This is a genomic window from Acidobacteriota bacterium (genome assembly GCA_016196065.1).
Taxonomy (GTDB): Bacteria; Acidobacteriota; Terriglobia; order Terriglobales; family Acidobacteriaceae; genus Acidiflorens.
On sequence record JACPYL010000012.1, the window covers coordinates 799,107 to 815,660 of the forward strand.

Below are 16,554 nucleotides of genomic sequence, written 5' to 3' on the forward strand. Positions count from 1 at the left end.
AGCCGGTACTCGCTGATCAGCCGGCGTGCGTGGCGGGACGCTTCTTCTCGGTGAACCGAAAGATCTTCTCCAAGGCGGCGACCAGTTCCACGCGCGAATAAGGTTTGGGGAGAAAGTGAGTTCCGGTGTCCTGCGAATCCCGAGTGCCTTCCTCAGCGTTGTAGCCAGAAGTCAATAGGATAGGCAACTTCGCCGATTTGGAACGAAGTTCCAGCGACAGTTCGCGCCCACTGCGGCCGGGCAATGTGATGTCGCTCATGAGCAGATCGATGTTGCCGTTCAGGAGCGCATACGCGTTCATTGCTTCCTGCGCGTTGGCGGTGGAAAAGACTTCAAAGCCGGCTTTTTCCAGTGTGCGGCACGTCGCATCCCTGACAAAGGGTTCGTCCTCGACCAGTAGCACGATTCGCCGTGGACTCGGTTCGCTACTGCGGAGTTGCTGATTGGGGACCATTGCACATCTCAAGAAGTGGCTGCATCACGGAAGTGACGCAGGTGCAATCCACATTCTGCTTCCAGGTTTGATGTTGCAAGGCACGAAGGGTGGAAGCCGGGCGGGCACTAAGAAGGGCGTTGATTGCAGTGCTTTTGCGTCATCGCGGAAGAGATGCTCGGAGGACTACTTCAGGGTACTCAAGATCGTCTGGCGGGGATCGAGCAAAATCTTCCGAATGCCGGCGGGCGCGTTGAGATGAAACGAGGTCTCCGGGCCATCCGCTAACACTTGGCCCAAGAATACAGTTGCGTTGCTCGCGGTCACGCCATAGACCGGAATGGCGGTGACCAGGTCTTCGGGAACGTCATCCTGTTGAATCACTCCATTCACCGAAACTCCGCGATCTTTCGGAACGATTCGCACGTCCCGCGCTTCCACGTGAGGCATGGCCGTGCCGTTGACCCATCCGTCAAGGAACCAGTCCAGGGAGCGGCGATTCTCGAACCATAAGGAGCGGGGCAAATCTTCTTCGAAGACTTGCAATACCTGCTGCGTGGTTACGCTCTTTCCCGCATAGCGCTCGCGAACTTTTCGCAGGCCGCGAAAGAACGGTTCTTCCGGATGAGCCGCCCCACTGCGCGATCGGGACGCGGATTCGGCATCGCGCAGCATGCACCGCAGCATGTGAAACAACCACGTTCCACGCTCATAGCTGATGGCTTCATATGCCGATGGAAAGTGCGAAGAAATCAAACGCTGTCCCAGAGTGACGGGACCAGCATCGCGCAGCCACTCTCCATCTTTGTTCTTGCTGAGAAGATTCTTGCGGTACACCTCGAGAACTTGCCGGAATTGTGCTGGATTCTGTTGTTCGAGCACCAACAGTGCTGAATAGTTGGCCAGCCCCTCCACCAGCCATTGATCCCGATAGCCGTTCCACAATACGAGATCGCCCCACCATTGGTGGGCGGTTTCGTGTACCAGTACCTGGTTGCTGAGAAGGGCGCGGTCTGGCTCAAGGCCCAAATCGCTTTGCTCCTGGGGACTGAGAAACGCATAGCTGGAGAGGAAGACCAGACCGGGCCAGCCTTGGCTCAGATCGCCCGGCATCTGCGTGAACGAAAGCGAGCCAAACGGATACGGCCCAAACCACTGGGAAAAGCTTCCCACCGCGCGCGCCGCCCGATCGGCCACGGCTTGCGTGTTGCGAGCCGGTGACGGTGGCGGGGGTGGGGCCAGCACCACCGTGGATGTTCGCGAGCCGGGAAATCCCGCTTGCTCGTGCACGACTTCAGCCGGCGCTTTGGGAAACGAGCGCTCCACTCCGACCGTCCCGTAGGCTTCCACCAGCACGCTGCCTGCTTTCGACTCCGCGCGAATGTATTTTCCGAGATTGAATCCCGCGACGGCAATCGGCCCGTCCGATGTCCAATGGGAGGCCTGCATGCCGGGCATCTCTGCCGTTGCCGGTGATTGCTTGCCGGTTGCGACCAGCGTCCAGGCGGGAGGATATTGAAATTCCATATCGAAAAGCGCTGGGCTCAGTCCGAGATTTGGATACCACGTGCCACGCTCTCCCACGTACAACAGGCCATTTCCGGCTTCGGAGAGTACGTCGCCAGCGTAGGTGAAAGTCAATTTCAGCTTTTGCCCCGTTTCGAGCGGTGCTGGAAACACAACCGCGACCAGGTCGTTTCCTTTTCGCCTGAGCTGGGTTCCTTCCAATGCCTCATTCTGGATGAAGTCCGCCGGTTTTCCGTCCATTCGCACAGCCTCGATCTTCAGATAGCGCGAAAGCTCGAACAAGAGAGTTCGTTTGCCTCCCTTGCGGACCTGCACATCAAGGTCGGCAGTTGCACGCAAGGTAGTAGGCGGTTGCACCGCCGCGCGAATGCGAAAGTTCGAGATGCCAATATCGGAAGCTGCTGCGCCGCTCGACCCGCCCGGGCGCTCCAGTGCTCGGGGGCGAAAGGAGGTCCACACATCCCAGAAGGCGACGCCGTCTCGCAAGCGGACCTGGCCCGCCCACAAAGGCTCGGCGACGGTTGCATCCCAGAACAACTCGAAGTTGGCCAACTTTTCGCCCTGCAAGTGGGCGTGAAAAAAACGAGGGAATTCTTGCGCAGGTTCCATTCCGCCCGGGGTAGGCAGGAAATGACTGAAGTCCAGGAGGAATCGGAGAGCGTCGGGTTGTGACAAGTTACGGCTCACGTTGCTCCAGGCTTTTGTGGACTCGGCACCCTCGGAAAATGACGTGAGATACGGTTGCCAACTGGCGGCCGTGTCGTCGTTAAAGCGGAAGTAGGCCGAGGTGAATTGCTCTTCCAGAATTGCCATCCCGGTAAACAGAGCGAGGGACCGTCGTTCCACTTTGCTGGGCGGGCGCAGCAAGACTTCTCCTTCACCCTCGAAGTATGCCCCGGTGATCCGGCCGCAGATGTCTTCGGTGAAAGCAACCACGCCGTCGTCCAAAACAAGATGGAGGTTGGGCCGGTCGACCGAAGCGCCGCGCACGCGATAGACGCGATGCGGATTTAGCCCAACGGATTGCAGCCGAGCGTATAGGCCAGCAGTCGTAGACGGACAATCCAACGGTGCGGACACCGACTGCGCACAGGCCGCAGCTACCCCTAGAATGCAGGCCAGCAGCAACCTTGGACAGCGCCAGTCCAGTACCTTGGTCACCTACGAAAGGCCTCCTGCCCGTTCTAGAATCAGCCGAGTGCGAACCTGGTCTATCGCAATTCTAGTGCTTCTGGCTATCTTGCCGGCGCCTGCGGACGTCATCCGTCTCAAGAATGGGCGTACCATCTGGGCCGACGAGGTTCGCGAAAAGAAAGACCGCGTTGAGTATGACGTGGGAGAGGACTCCTACGCTATCCCGAAATCGTCGGTGGAGCGGATTGATGCGGGAGGCATGGCGCCTTCGCGATCGAGTTCCGCGGCATCCCACGATGTGCCCGACTTTACTCCCGCCACGCCGACTTTCAGCCACGAAGCGGATGTTACCGGAAGGGTCATCCGTGACGGCAAAGTAGATGCGGATGCTCTCTCGGCAATCGAGGGTGAAGGCAAGTCCGACGTGACTGCCACGGCCTATTTCCTGGCCGGCAAGCATGAAATAGACGCGGGAAATTTCCCCCAAGCCAAACATTATTTTGAGACTGCTCTTCGCTTGGAGCCTGAAAACTCCACCCTGTTGACGTATTACTCCGCGTGCCTGCTCCGCACGGGACACGCAACGGACGCAGTCAGCTATGCCGATCGCGCCGTGCGCGCTGCTCCGGATTCTCCGGACGCACTTGCCATGCTCGGGTTCGCCCAGTTCGCCAGCGATCATACGGCGGATGCGATTCGTGCCTGGAAGAAGTCGCTGAAACTTCGTCCCGACGCCACGATTACGCAATACCTCGCCAAAGCGGAGCGGGAATCGAGCGCCGAGTCTGAGTTTTCGCAGCGTGAGAGCAGCCATTTCAACCTGCACTTCGAAGGCAAGCAGACGTCCGAAGGTTTCCGGCGCGACCTGCTGAATACCCTCGAAGCCGACTACGACGATCTGGTTCGCGATCTCGGATATTCTCCGCACAACACGATCGTGGTCACGCTCTATACCGAGCAGGCATTCTTCGACGTGACGCGCGCGCCCTCGTGGAGTGGCGCCGTCAATGACGGCAAGCTGCGCATTCCGATCAGCGGAATGAATAGCATGACCTCCGACTTGTCGCGCGTGTTGAAACATGAACTGGCGCACTCGTTCATCAACCAGATGTCAGGTGGACGCTGCCCGACCTGGCTGCACGAGGGAATCGCACAAGCAGAAGAAGGGAAGTCGTCCGCCAGTTACGGACGGCCCCTCTCACAGCTCTTCAAGGACGGGAACGAAATTCCGTTTAATGTCCTGGAAGGCAGCTTCATGCAATTCTCCAGCGCCCAGGCCACGCTGGCCTATGCCGAATCTCTGGCGGCGGTGGAATACATCCGCGATACCTTCGGCATGAGTGACGTGCCCCGCATCCTCGAACGGCTGGCGCAGGGTGGTTCGACCGAGGCAGCCCTGCGAGCGACGATCCATGGCGATTACCGGCAGTTGCGGGACGACATGGCGCGCTGGCTGAAAGATAAATACGGCGAGTAGTTTCGCAGGCGCCAGCACCCTTCCTTCTATTCCAACTCCGGGACATAGCATGGATATTCGAGCCGCGCGGCCGCGGATGTTTCTGGATCGAGTTCCAAGGTCAGCACGGGACTGGCTGGCGTAGTCACGGCGAGGAATCGCCCATGAGGCGCATAGGCGAAACCGCCTCCGCCAAAGCGCGTACCGCTCCTGGAGCGCCCAACGCGGTTCGAACTGACAACATAGGCTCCCGAAACGACGGACGCCATCGCACCCGCGATCTGCCATGAGTCCCGGTCCATGCCGCTCGCACGCGGTATGACAAGAAGAGAAGCCTGTTGTCTCCCGTAGGCACGTGCGCGTTCGTTGAACATCGCTTCTGTGCACAAAAGCACGCCGACCTTGATTCCGAGAATTTCGGCCACGCTGAAGCCGGAATCATCGCGAGCGTACCATTCGTGTTCGAACCAGCCCGGCTCGTTCGGGAAATATTGCTTCCGGTGCAAGGGACGAACGGCTCCCTTTTCCAGCACAAATGCCTCGTTCGCAAGCCGTCGTCCGTTCCATACCGGCCGCGAGGAGATAATCGCGGGAAGGTCAAGATCAATGAGTGCGGCTAGGCCCTCTTCGTGTGCGCGAATGCTGAGGTGTGCTTCGTTCTCTGAAAAGAAAGCGTTGTCGGCAAGCCAGGGGCCGAAGGGCAGTTCATTGGTGACCAGGAGATCGGGGCGCGCCACGCTCACGCGCTCCTTCAATTCATCCCACTGAGCGTCACCCGTCGACAGTGCCTCAGGCCATTCCACAAAAGCAATACGCATCGGCGTCACCAGATTCGGATCCGATCTTCCGGCTTCAGATATAGCTTGTCACTGGGCACGATGTCGAATGCCTTATACCATTCATCGACATTGCGCACGGTAGCGCTGCGATATTTTCCCGGCGAGTGGCTGTCTGTCGCAACCTGCTGGCGTAAAGCGGATTCGTCCTGGAGTTTGCGCCACCGGTGGGCGAACGCAAGAAAGAAGCGCTGTTCACCGGTCATTCCACTGATTACGACATCGGGCTTGCCTTTCAGCGACAAGATGTACGCGTCATGTGCGACCAGTAGTCCCGCGAGGTCTGCGATATTTTCCGTCAGGACTTGTTTGCCGTTGAGGCAGAGATCAGCCATCGGGCAGTACCCGCTAAATTGCGCTGCCACTTTCGCAGCCTCAGCGTGGTACGCATCGCGATCTTCGGGCGTCCACCAGGCGCCAAGCCGCCCGTGTGCGTCGTAGATATTTCCAAGCTCGTCGAAGCTGTGGCCGATTTCGTGGGCCATGCCGGCGCCGGCGGATCCGTAGTTGGAGGCGGCGTCACCCTCGCTATCGAAATATGGCGGTTGCAAAATGCCCGCCGAGAAAAATTCGGCATTAGGGCTGAACATGATCACCGCGCCAGGTACTTGCACATTCATCGGCCACTCGATCGGATCGACCGGTTGCTTTAGCTTGGCCAGGTTGCGCGATCGAAGGAAGGCTTCCGCTCTGCGAATGTTCCCTAAGGCGTCGCCTCGCACGATATTGAGTGACGAATAGTCAATCCATGTGTCGGGGTAGCCGATGAGAATCTCAAACGCGGCCAGTTTCGCTAACGCCTTTTCCTTTGTGGGAGCGGACATCCACTTGAGATTGGCAATGCGAGCGCGAAATGCTGAGATCAGGTCGCCCGCCATGGCTTGCGCTCTGGCTTTCGCCTCAGGCGGAAAATAACGCTGGGCATAGAGCTGGCCGACCGCCTGGCCGAGTGCGCCGTTCGTGGCGGAGATCGCCAACTTGCTGCGGTCTGGCGCCGACTGCGCCCCCGATAGCGTCGTGCCGTAAAAAGCGAAATGTTCGGAGCGCACGGCTTTGGGCAAGACATCGGCGTAGTGCTCGATCAGATGAAACCGGAGATAGTCCTTCCATAGATCGATGCTTTCGCTTTCCACCAGCGCGGAAACGCCCGTCACCGCCGAGGGCTGCCACACGAGGAAGTCGGCCTGATCCGCGAGTCCAGCCGACTTGAAGTAGGCGTTCCAATCCAGGCCCGGAGCCTTGACCGGGAAGTCGGCCAGCTTCCACGGATTGTTCTGCTTGAAGACGTCGGCGGCGTCAGAGTCCGGTGCGAAGGCTTGCGCGATTTTTGTCTCCAACGACAGGATGCGCGCCGCCTTGGGATCTGCGTCGGTCACGCCTGCGAGTTTCAGAACGGCCGCGATGTGCGCCTGATAATGGCTGCGCAGGTCAGCCATCTTTTGCGACGGATCGAGATAGTGATCGCGATCCGGCAATCCCAAGCCGCCTTGCCACAGGTGCACAACGTTGTGGTCCGTGTCTTCAAATCCCTGATTGATCCATAGGCCGAAAATGTGATCGGCATTCGTGGTAAGTCCGTCCATCTCGCTATTTAAAGTCGAGCCGAGATAGGCCGAAAGCGACGCTTTATTCGTGATTGCCGAAATCTGAGCCAGTTCATCTGCCAGGGGCGTGAGCTTCTTGGATTCGATTCCTTCTTCATCCATGAAGGTGGCGTAGTAGTCGCCAACTTTTTGCCGGGCGCTGCCCTGCGCGGAATGGGATGCGGCCGCGTCTTGTACGAGATCGCTAACCCGGCGGCCCGTTTTCTCCCGCAACTCGGTGCGCGTGTCGTAGATCGTTTGACCGGGAGCCACGGTGACTTTCGCGAGCCAACTCCCGTTGGCGTACTGGTAGAAGTCGTCGCCCGGCTTGATGGAGTGATCGACCGCATCATCATTCACGGTTTGTGCAGCGGATGTGCCCGGCGCAATGAACAGGGCCGTCGAAGCCAAGATGGCAAGGAATGAAATAGTGCGGGGAAGTCGCATAGAAGTCCTCGATAACATTCGCAAGTTGGGCGCGTCCTGTTCAATTCCCACGAAGCGTGTGGTGACGATAACGGAACGAATGCTTCTACATCGGACGTTTTCGGACCTCTTTCCTTGATTGCGGCAAGCCCGTGCAACCATGTCCGAAAACGTCCATAATGGCTGCCAGCGTCGAGGTATCGTCGTCTATCATGGGAGCGCGGTCGCGGCCCGGGGGTTAGCAAAGAATCATGACAACGGATTGGCAGGTTTATTCCCGAGCGAGGCTGTCGCGCGATCCCCGGTTCGACGGTAAGTTTTTCATCGGTGTGCGCAGCACCAGGATTTATTGCCGGTCGATTTGTCCTGTTCCTACCGTAAAAGAAAAAAACGTTCGCTATTTTTCCACGGCTGCTGCTGCGGCGGAAGCCGGATTCCGTCCTTGCCTGCGCTGCCGTCCGGAAAGTTCGCCGGGTACTCCGGCGTGGCTAGGTACCTCGAATACCGTTTCGCGCGCGCTGCGCTTGATCGGAGAGAGTGCCTTGGACGACGAGGGTATGGAAGGCCTTGCCGAGCGCCTCGGAGTCGGCACGCGCCACCTGCGGAGGTTATTCCTGCGCCACCTGGGCGCACCGCCTAGCGCCGTCGCACAGACTCGACGGCTGCATTTCGCCAAGAAACTCATCGACGAAACACAGCTGCAGATGAACGACGTCGCGCTTGCAGCGGGGTTCGGATGCGTGCGCAGATTCAATGCTGCCATCCGGAAAACGTACCAGCGAACGCCCACTCAAATCCGGCGTTTCGCACGACAGAAAGAAGTTCAACCAGAGAATCAATATCTCTTCAATCTTCGTTTTCGTCCGCCGTATCAGTGGCAGCACATGCTCGCGTTTCTCGCGGCCCGCGCCATCCCTAGCGTGGAAGTCGTGGACTCCCGCGGCTACTGTCGCTCGATTTCGGTAAATGACTGTCCTGGTCATTTCGAGGTTTCGTTGGATCAGGCGAACGATTCCCTGGCGGTGCGTGTCCAGATCGCCGATTCTCGTTCCCTGTTTCCGATCATCGACCGAATCCGCCGTATCTTCGATTTGAATGCGGATTGGGCGGCGATCGCGCAGGGCCTGCAAACCGATTCCGAACTGGGCGTGCGGATTCGGACGGAACCGGGGTTACGAGTGCCCGGTTGCTGGAACGGGTTCGAACTTACGATCCGAGCGATCCTCGGCCAGCAAATCTCCGTGAAGGGCGCGACCACGCTCGCAGGCCGGATCGCAAAGGGTTACGGCCAGCCGTTCTCCGGTCCAGTCGGACTAACCCACATCTTCCCGGGCCCCGAAGTCCTCGCAGACGCCAGGCTGTCCAGTGTTGGCCTGACTCTGAAGCGCGCCGAGACGATTCGCTCTCTCGCCCGCGCGGTATGCGAGGGAAAGATCCAGTTTGAACGGATCCACGATACCGAAGCCTTTTTGTCGGGGCTGGTTGAGATTCCGGGCATCGGCAGTTGGACCGCGCAATATGTGGCGATGAGGGCCTTGGGAGATCCGGATGCGTTTCCTACCGGCGACCTCGGCTTGCTCCGGGCACTCGGACTGACGGCTGCGCGGGAACTGGAAAAACGAGCGGAAGCATGGCGTCCATGGCGTTCGTACGCTTGCATGTATCTTTGGAGTACGACGAAACCCGGCGGGAATCCAGTGAAACCGGCTCGTACGGGAAATGGCCGCACTCCCGTGCAATTGCCCACCCCACCAAACTGTGATATTTTCGCCCGGTCATGAAGAGCCTGTTATCGAGACTTGGATTCGGATCGGGGGCCAAGGAACCGACCCAGCTAGTGCATGCGACTAGTCCGGACCTGAATGGGGCCGAACTGGCGGTTGCTTATTTTTCGGGACGAGCTGGCGGAGATTTCTACGAATTTTCACGCGTCAGCCCGAACCGGACGCTCTTCGGACTGCTCGATCTGGCAGGAAAGCGCGACGATAGTCGTCCCATCTTGACAGCGGCGCAGGCTTGTTTTCGGGCGTCGGGCGCCGAACTTTTTTCCGATCCGGAACTCAACGAAGCGGAAGCCATGGTGGAACTGGCACGCCGCCTGAATCTTGAGATCATGCGGGCTGCGGGCGGGGTGCGGAGTTGTCCTGCATTTGCCGGTTGCTACAACGAGGAACTGGGTACCGTCTGCTATGTGAACGCCGGCCACACACCGGGGTTGTTATGCGATCACGAGAGTATCGAAGAACTTCCGGCGACCGGGCTGCCACTGGGGCTTTTCTCCCTGGCGCCTACAGACGCGCGGATCGTTGGCCTGGGACCCGAGGGCGCCATGGCGATCGTGTCGCGCGGCGTGGTCGAAGCGCAGTGCGCGCAAGAAGAATTCGGACTGAATGGCGTAAAACTGGTGATGGGGGGCAAGCCTCCGTCGGCAACCGAACTGTCTCGCGGCATTCTGGAGCAGCTCCAGGGATTCCTTTGCAGTGTGCCGAAACACAATGACGTCACCGCGATGAGCTTGAGGCGAGCGAACTAAGCAGTGCGCCGGGCCGAAAACCTGTCCTTGGGCATTGGCCTCCGCCACCTTCCCGGCGTAAAATAGCATCCAATCCGTATCCGAATGTTTGTCCAGGTTCAATGAGCCCCAACATGAAGAAGATGAGACTCCCCTTGCTAGTGGCCGTTGCCGGCGCGCTCCTGCTTCCCACGTTCGCGCCCGCCGATACCGTCGTCGAAGAAATTATTGCCCGCGTCAATAACGAGATCATCACGCGCACGGAGTATGCCCACAGCCGCGAGCAACTGAAGCAGGAAGCACAGCAACAAAACCCGTCCAATGCTGACCGGATTATCTCGGAAAAGCAGCGGGACGTTCTACGAGATCTGATTGATCAGCAACTGCTCCTGCAAAAGGGAAAAGACCTCGGCATTACTGGCGATACCGAACTCATCAAGCGCCTCGATGAAATGCGTAAGCAGATGAACCTCGCGACTATGGAGGAACTGGAAAAGGCGGCTGAGGCGCAGGGCATCTCCTACGAGGAGTTCAAGCAGAATACCCGCAACCAGATCGTCACGCAGGCAGTGATCGGGCAGGAAGTGGGCAGGCACATGGCGCTGAACAAAGACGACGTCAAGAAATTCTACGAAGAGCATCAGGCAGAAATGGAACAGCCCGAGCAGATACGCTTGAGTGAGATTCTGATCTCGCCAAAGACGCCCGCCGCCGCTACGCCAGAAGCAACCACAGCGCCTCCCCTAGCCCCTGCGCCTGCTGACAGCGATGCGGCTCTGGCTGCGGCGCAGGCAAAGGCGCAAGCCTTGCTGGATGAGATTCGTAAAGGAGCGAAATTCGAAGATCTTGCCAAAAAACAGTCAGATGGCCCGTCCGCAGCGCAGGGCGGCGATCTTAGCTACTTCAAGCGGGGCGTCCTTGCGAAGCAACTGGAAGACAAGGTTTTCGCGTTGAAGGCTGGCGAAATGACGGAAGTGCTTCCCACCAAGCAGGGATTTGTGATTCTGAAAGTCACCGAACACCAGATGGCAGGAGTTCCTCCTCTGAAAGAAATGGAGCCTCGTATCCAGGACGCACTTTACATGCAGAGGCTTCAGCCTGCGCTGCGCACCTTTCTTACAAAGCTGCGAGAGGAAGCTTTCATTGACATCAAGCCGGGCTACATCGACACCGGCGCGAGTGCCAAGCAGACCAAACCCGTGGAAACAACCGCTAAGGAAGCCAACGCCAAGAACCTGAAAAAGAGGAAGAAGCTGGGCGTATTTTAGGTTAGGCTGAGCGGTTGAGCGGGAGAATTCCGAAACTCGAAATTGCGAACGAGGCTCATGAAAGAGTTCTTCATTTCCGAATGCTCCCAGCAGGAAAACAAGGTCATTACTTCGAGCTTCGTGGTCGTCTCGAAGCAAGTGAAACCCAAGAAAACCGGCGAGCCATATCTAGCCCTCACTCTGGGCGACCGCACCGGACAGATCGAAGCCAAGATGTGGGACAACGTCGAGGAGTTCCTCGACGCCTTCGAGCAGGACGACTTTCTCAAAATCAAGGGACTCATCAATAAATACAAGAATCGCTTCCAGCTCACCATCCACAAACTTCGCCGGATGACAGATGGAGAAGTGGATTTCTCCGATTACCTTCCCAAGACCTCGAAGAATATCGACGAGCTCTGGCGGACGCTGATTGAATTCATCGGGACGTTCGAAAATCCTCACCTGAAGTCGCTCGTGGAATTGTTCCTGGCCGATCCTGAAATCGCCGAGCGGTATCGCATCGCGCCCGCCGCGAAGACTCTGCATCATGCCTACATTGGCGGATTGCTCGATCACGTCGTCTCGCTTTTTCGCTCGTGTGACCTGATCGCTCGAAATTATCCGCAGATCAATCGCGACTTGTTGCTCACAGGAGCGTTCCTGCACGACATTGGAAAGATCCACGAACTGACATACAACCGTTCCTTCTCCTACAGCACTCGTGGCCAGTTGCTGGGGCACATGATCATCGAGTTGGAAATGCTGCAATCCAAGTTGGCGCTGTTGCCGGATTTCCCGCCTGATCTCAAGACGCTGCTCGAACATCTCATCATCAGCCATCACGGGCAATATGATTTCGGATCGCCCAAGCTGCCGATGTTTCCGGAAGCACTCATGCTGCACTATCTCGACGACCTCGATTCGAAAATGGAAGCCATGCGTGCGCAGTTTGAGCGGGAAGCGGAACTGGAAGGTCCGTGGACAAGCTACAACTCGTCCATGGGGCGGCCTCTGCTGAATTCCGCGAAGCTTCTGCGTGGCAAGCCGGCCCCTCAGCCCGAGGCAGTTATTCAGGCGGCTCCAACCTCCGTACTCCCGGACACTTCACTCCAGGGACAACTCGCTGATCTTTTCGGAGAATCGCGCGAATCGAAGGATGAACCGTCTCCGGCCGGGATCGCCGTGCGCTCCGGTAAACCCTAGGTTGAAATTGTTGAGCGTGGATCAATTTGCGCTCGCGCTCCACTTCCGATACATTTTGGGCTCCTGAACTTTGCAACTTGGAGGCGTCTTATGCGTTCCCGAATTTTCCTGTCCATACTCGCGTCGTCACTTCTATTCGCAGGGGCCGCTTGCTCCAGCAAGCCCGCCGCCAACGAATCGGCCGCTGACCAGAATGCCCCGGCCGGAGCGTCAGGGTCCAGCACATCCGGAAACAGCGGTGGTGGAAGTATGTCGAATACTGCTCGAGAGGCGAAGCCTGCCCCCGCAGCAGAAGCGGTGGTTGTGCCTGCGGGCACTACGCTAACCGTGCGCCTCGGTGAGGCCGTTGGATCGAAGATCAGCACGTCAGGTCAGTCTTTCAGCGCCACGCTGGCGACTCCAGTGGAAGTTGGCGGAAAGACGATTATCCCGGCCGGCGCCGCTGCTCGCGGCGTGGTCACCGATGCGAAGCCGCTCGGCCGATTCAAAGGCGGAGCAGTGTTGCAGATCAAGTTGAACTCCGTGACCATCAACGGGTCGGAGCATGCCATCGATACCTCGGCCGTCACTCGTGCCGAAAAAGGTAAAGGCAAAAGAACAGCCGTGCTGACTGGCGGCGGTGCCGGCTTAGGCGCGCTCATCGGTGGCCTGGCGGGCGGTGGCAAAGGTGCCGCGATCGGAGCCTTGGCTGGTGCAGGCGCTGGTGGCGCGGGATCCGCATTTACCGGCAACAAGGACGTCGTGCTGCCTGCGGAATCCGCAGTGAGCTTCAAGCTCGAAGCTCCGCTCGAAGTAAAGTAGGCGACTTTGCATGCAAGGTAGAGACGCGGACGGCCGCGTCTCTGCTTTTTTGTGTCACGGATTTCTGCTCGTAGATCCCCGATGGAATTCTCTTCCTTCACTACCATCACGTTTGATTGCTACGGAACGCTGATCGACTGGGAGGCCGGCCTGCTGCCGGGATTGCGGCGTCTACTGGCTGCCCATGGTCAAACGCTGCCCGACGCTGAGATCCTCGAACTCTATGGAAAATTTGAAGCGCGGGCCGAGAGTGGGGCCTATCAGAGCTATCGCAAGGTTCTGGAGTCCGTAGTCAGGCAATTCGGTGAGCATTGCGGCTTTGATCCGAGTGCAGGGGAACTGCGATCCTTGCACGAATCGATCCCGGAATGGCCGGCCTTTCCTGACACGGTAGCTGCTCTTCAAAAGCTCCAGCAGCGTTACCGCCTGGCAATCATCTCCAACATCGACGAAGATCTTTTTGCCGAGAGCCGCAAGCGCCTGGGGATCGAGTTTTCGGCTGTGATCACGGCGCAACAGGCGCACAGCTACAAGCCCTCACTCAACAATTTTCAGTTGGCCCTGCAGACTCTAGGAATGCAGCCTGCTCAATTGCTCCACGTTGGGCAGAGTATTTATCACGACGTCATTCCCGCGCAGTCCTTGGGCATTCGTACGGTCTGGGTAAACCGGCGATCGGCGCGCCCAGGTGTAGGCGCGGTTGTTCCAGCGGACGGGAAACCGGACCTGGAAGTGCCGGACATGGCTACCTTCGCGGCACTTGCCGTCTAGCCGTTTAAGAGATTCGTGCAGGGTCTCAGCAGGTGGCCTACATCGGGATCGGTACGCTGACAATCTTCTTGCGGATCGCTACCGTTACGAGTTGCGCCTTGTTGTGAATGTCGAGTTTGCGCATGAGGTTGAATTTGTGGGCCTCGACGGTCTTGACGCTGACTCCGAGTTGTCCGGCGGCCTGTTTTACGGTGTGCCCTTCTGCCAGTAACTTCATCACTTCACGCTCTCGCGGAGTTAGGGTCGTCCGGTCGGGTCGTCCGCGGCCGGGGTGTCGTGTCTCGCCGTCTTCCTGCAACTGACGCAGAATGCGGGGACTCAAGGATCGTTCGCCGCGATGCACCGTGCGCAGCGACTGCAGCAGAATGGGCGCGGGAGTGTCTTTCAGCAGGTATCCACTGGCTCCCGCACGCAGCGCCTGGGTCAGGTATTCCTGATCTTCATGCATGGTCAGGAAGACAATGCGAGTCTCCTTGCAATGTTCTTCAATCAGCCGTGCCGCCTCGAACGAAGACATTCCAGGCATGGAGATATCGAGCAGAACGATGTCTGGGCGATGTTCAATGACCTGCTTGAGCGCCTCGCTGGCGTCTGCCGCTTCGCCGACCACGGCGAAGTCCGGAGCTTCTTCGAGCAGGCGGCGCACGCCATCGCGCAGCAATGTGTGATCGTCAGCAAGCACGCAGCGAATGCGTTTGTTGCCGTCGAAACTGAACGATTCGGACTTCGGGGAGAACACCAAAATACTCCTCGCGGCTAGATTCGGACGAAGCAGCACGCTGGAGCCGGAAGCAGGACGCCGCACTACTTCCACTCAAAAAGTATGCCCTGATTGTACCCGTTCCCGGCAGGCTACTGCTCAAAATCAACCGGTAAACTACGATTTTTCTTCTTTCATTTACAATGCCATGTTCCCATGTTGCGCTACTTTACTTCCGGAGAGTCCCACGGCGAGGCGCTGGTCGCGTTCATTTCCGGCCTGCCCGCCGGCCTGACCATCGACCAGGAATTTGTCGATCGCGAACTGTGGCGCCGCCAGCAGGGCTTTGGCCGCGGCGGCCGCATGAAGATCGAACGCGATACCGCCCACATTCTCTCGGGTGTCCGCCATGGCAAGACGATCGGCTCGCCGATCTCGATGACGCTGCAGAACCGGGACTGGCAAAACTGGAAGGAGTCTCTTCCGGTTGAAACTGGCGATCCGGAAAAACACAAACGAGTGGCGTCGCCTCGTCCCGGGCACGCCGACCTCGCGGGCGCTCTGAAATACGATTTCTCCGAAGCGCGCTATGTGCTGGAACGCGCGTCAGCAAGGGAGTCTGCTGCCCGGGTCGCGATTGGTGCCCTGGCAAAACTCTTCTTGAAAGAACTGGGTATTGAAGTATTGAGCCACGTGATCGCGGTTGGAGCCGCTTCGATCGTCGATCGTGAGATCGCATGGGAAGAAATCGAAAAAGTTTCCCGCAAGGAAGAAATTCTGCTCAGTTGCGCTGATCCCGAAGCGGAACAGCGCATGAAAGAGGAAGTCGACAAAGTCTTGCGTACCGGTGACTCGGTGGGCGGCGTGTTTGAAGTGGTGGCGCACAACGTTCCCGCCGGCCTTGGGACATACGTGCAGTGGGACGAGCGCCTCGATGCCATGCTCGCATCGGCCGTCATGTCATTGCAGGCTGTTAAAGCGGTTGAGATCGGCAGTGGAATTCACGCGGCATATTCTCCTGGATCCTCGGTGCACGACGAAATTGGATATCAGAAAGAATCTGGACAGAGCGGCTTCACGCGCACAAGAAACAATGCGGGCGGCATCGAGGGCGGCGTTTCTAACGGACAGGAAATTCGCGTGCGAGGTTATCTGAAGCCGATCTCCACATTGCGGCGGCCTCTTCAGTCGGTGGACTTCGCGACACGCGAGCCAGTGAAGGCGGCTTACGAGCGCTCCGACGTTTGTGTGGTGCCGGCCGCAGGCGTGGCTGGCGAAGCGATGGTTGCGTTGACGCTGGCCCGCTGCGCTCTCGAGAAATTCGGCGGCGACTCGATGAGAGAGACGAAGCGCAACTATCAGGGTTATCTTGAGCAGCTGAAAAATTACTAAGACCAAAAACCAAATGATTTATCCCATCGTAAAATTTGGCGATCCAGTGCTGGAAACGCCTGCACAAACGATCACAACCTTCGGCGACGATCTCAAGAAGCTTGTCGAGGACATGTTTGAATCCATGTACGTCGCTCGAGGCGTCGGCCTGGCCGCTCCGCAGATCGGCATTTCGAGACGCCTGGCCGTCGTCGATGTCACGTTCAAGGAAGATCCCCGCGCCAAGCTGGTTTTGATCAATCCTGAAATCATCAAGAAAGACGGCCGACAGCGCGGAAGCGAAGGCTGTCTGAGTATTCCCGAATTTCGCGAGGATGTGACGCGCGCAAAAATTGTGACCGTACGGGCGCAGGATCTGTCGGGCAAATTCTTCGAGCACACTGGAGAAGACTTACTGGCGCGCGCCTTTCTGCACGAAACTGATCACCTGAACGGCAAGCTCTACATCTCGCATATCAGCGCGCTCAAACGGGACCTGATCAAACGACGGATCAAGAAACTGGTAAGAGCAGGAGAATGGTAGAAAAGCA

Annotated in this window: 14 protein-coding genes; 9 read left to right on the forward strand and 5 right to left on the reverse strand. The window is 58.1% G+C overall.

The features are described from left to right. Positions 1–16 precede the first annotated feature (16 nt). Both HY010_15715 and HY010_15720 read right to left on the reverse strand, forming a co-directional pair. Positions 17–454, reverse strand: coding sequence for a response regulator (locus tag HY010_15715; GenBank protein ID MBI3477180.1), 438 nt, complete (start codon positions 452–454; stop codon positions 17–19). Between the two features lie 165 nt (positions 455–619). Continuing rightward, positions 620–3,121, reverse strand: a complete 2,502-nt coding sequence (locus HY010_15720) for a hypothetical protein (GenBank protein ID MBI3477181.1) — start codon at positions 3,119–3,121, stop codon at positions 620–622. Positions 3,122–3,158: 37 nt separating this feature from the next. On the opposite strand from HY010_15720, the gene HY010_15725 reads away from it, so the two are divergent. After that, the gene (locus tag HY010_15725) at positions 3,159–4,571 is read left to right on the forward strand and encodes a tetratricopeptide repeat protein (GenBank protein MBI3477182.1); all 1,413 of its coding nucleotides are present in this window, start codon (positions 3,159–3,161) and stop codon (positions 4,569–4,571) included. Between the two features lie 26 nt (positions 4,572–4,597). Here the strand turns inward: HY010_15725 and HY010_15730 are convergent, their stop codons facing one another. Together HY010_15730 and HY010_15735 are read right to left on the reverse strand one after the other, a co-directional pair. After that, positions 4,598–5,368 carry a carbon-nitrogen hydrolase family protein gene (locus tag HY010_15730; GenBank protein MBI3477183.1) on the reverse strand — a complete coding sequence of 257 codons (771 nt, stop codon included), beginning with the start codon at positions 5,366–5,368 and terminating at the stop codon, positions 4,598–4,600. Between the two features lie 5 nt (positions 5,369–5,373). Further along, complete coding sequence (locus HY010_15735) at positions 5,374–7,434, reverse strand: M13 family metallopeptidase (GenBank protein MBI3477184.1); 2,061 nt, start codon at positions 7,432–7,434, stop codon at positions 5,374–5,376. A gap of 212 nt (positions 7,435–7,646) precedes the next feature. On the opposite strand from HY010_15735, the gene HY010_15740 reads away from it, so the two are divergent. The 6 genes from HY010_15740 to HY010_15765 all read left to right on the forward strand — a co-directional run bounded on the left by HY010_15740 (position 7,647) and on the right by HY010_15765 (position 13,932). Then, positions 7,647–9,176 carry a DNA-3-methyladenine glycosylase 2 family protein gene (locus HY010_15740; GenBank protein ID MBI3477185.1) on the forward strand — a complete coding sequence of 510 codons (1,530 nt, stop codon included), beginning with the start codon at positions 7,647–7,649 and terminating at the stop codon, positions 9,174–9,176. After that, complete coding sequence (locus HY010_15745) at positions 9,173–9,928, forward strand: SpoIIE family protein phosphatase (GenBank protein ID MBI3477186.1); 756 nt, start codon at positions 9,173–9,175, stop codon at positions 9,926–9,928. The genes HY010_15740 and HY010_15745 overlap by 4 nt, the downstream gene beginning before the upstream one ends. A 113-nt stretch (positions 9,929–10,041) precedes the next feature. Then, on the forward strand, positions 10,042–11,175 hold the full coding sequence (locus HY010_15750; GenBank protein ID MBI3477187.1) for a peptidylprolyl isomerase: 1,134 nt from the start codon (positions 10,042–10,044) through the stop codon (positions 11,173–11,175). A 57-nt stretch (positions 11,176–11,232) separates the two neighbouring features. Further along, positions 11,233–12,360 carry an HD domain-containing protein gene (locus HY010_15755; protein MBI3477188.1) on the forward strand — a complete coding sequence of 376 codons (1,128 nt, stop codon included), beginning with the start codon at positions 11,233–11,235 and terminating at the stop codon, positions 12,358–12,360. Between the two features lie 90 nt (positions 12,361–12,450). Next, entirely contained in the window at positions 12,451–13,161 is a 711-nt protein-coding gene (locus tag HY010_15760) for a hypothetical protein (GenBank protein MBI3477189.1), read from the forward strand. Positions 13,162–13,242: 81 nt separating this feature from the next. After that, positions 13,243–13,932, forward strand: a complete 690-nt coding sequence (locus HY010_15765) for a haloacid dehalogenase type II (protein MBI3477190.1) — start codon at positions 13,243–13,245, stop codon at positions 13,930–13,932. Between the two features lie 37 nt (positions 13,933–13,969). On the opposite strand, the gene HY010_15770 is transcribed toward HY010_15765, so the two are convergent. Beyond that, complete coding sequence (locus HY010_15770; protein ID MBI3477191.1) at positions 13,970–14,623, reverse strand: response regulator transcription factor; 654 nt, start codon at positions 14,621–14,623, stop codon at positions 13,970–13,972. 228 nt (positions 14,624–14,851) lie between these two features. Here HY010_15770 and aroC point away from each other — a divergent pair, with 228 nt between their 5' ends. Next, positions 14,852–16,024 (forward strand): chorismate synthase, encoded by a 1,173-nt coding sequence (gene aroC, locus HY010_15775; GenBank protein MBI3477192.1) that lies wholly within the window; start codon positions 14,852–14,854, stop codon positions 16,022–16,024. Positions 16,025–16,037: 13 nt separating this feature from the next. After that, complete coding sequence (gene def, locus HY010_15780; GenBank protein ID MBI3477193.1) at positions 16,038–16,547, forward strand: peptide deformylase; 510 nt, start codon at positions 16,038–16,040, stop codon at positions 16,545–16,547. Positions 16,548–16,554: the final 7 nt, after the last annotated feature.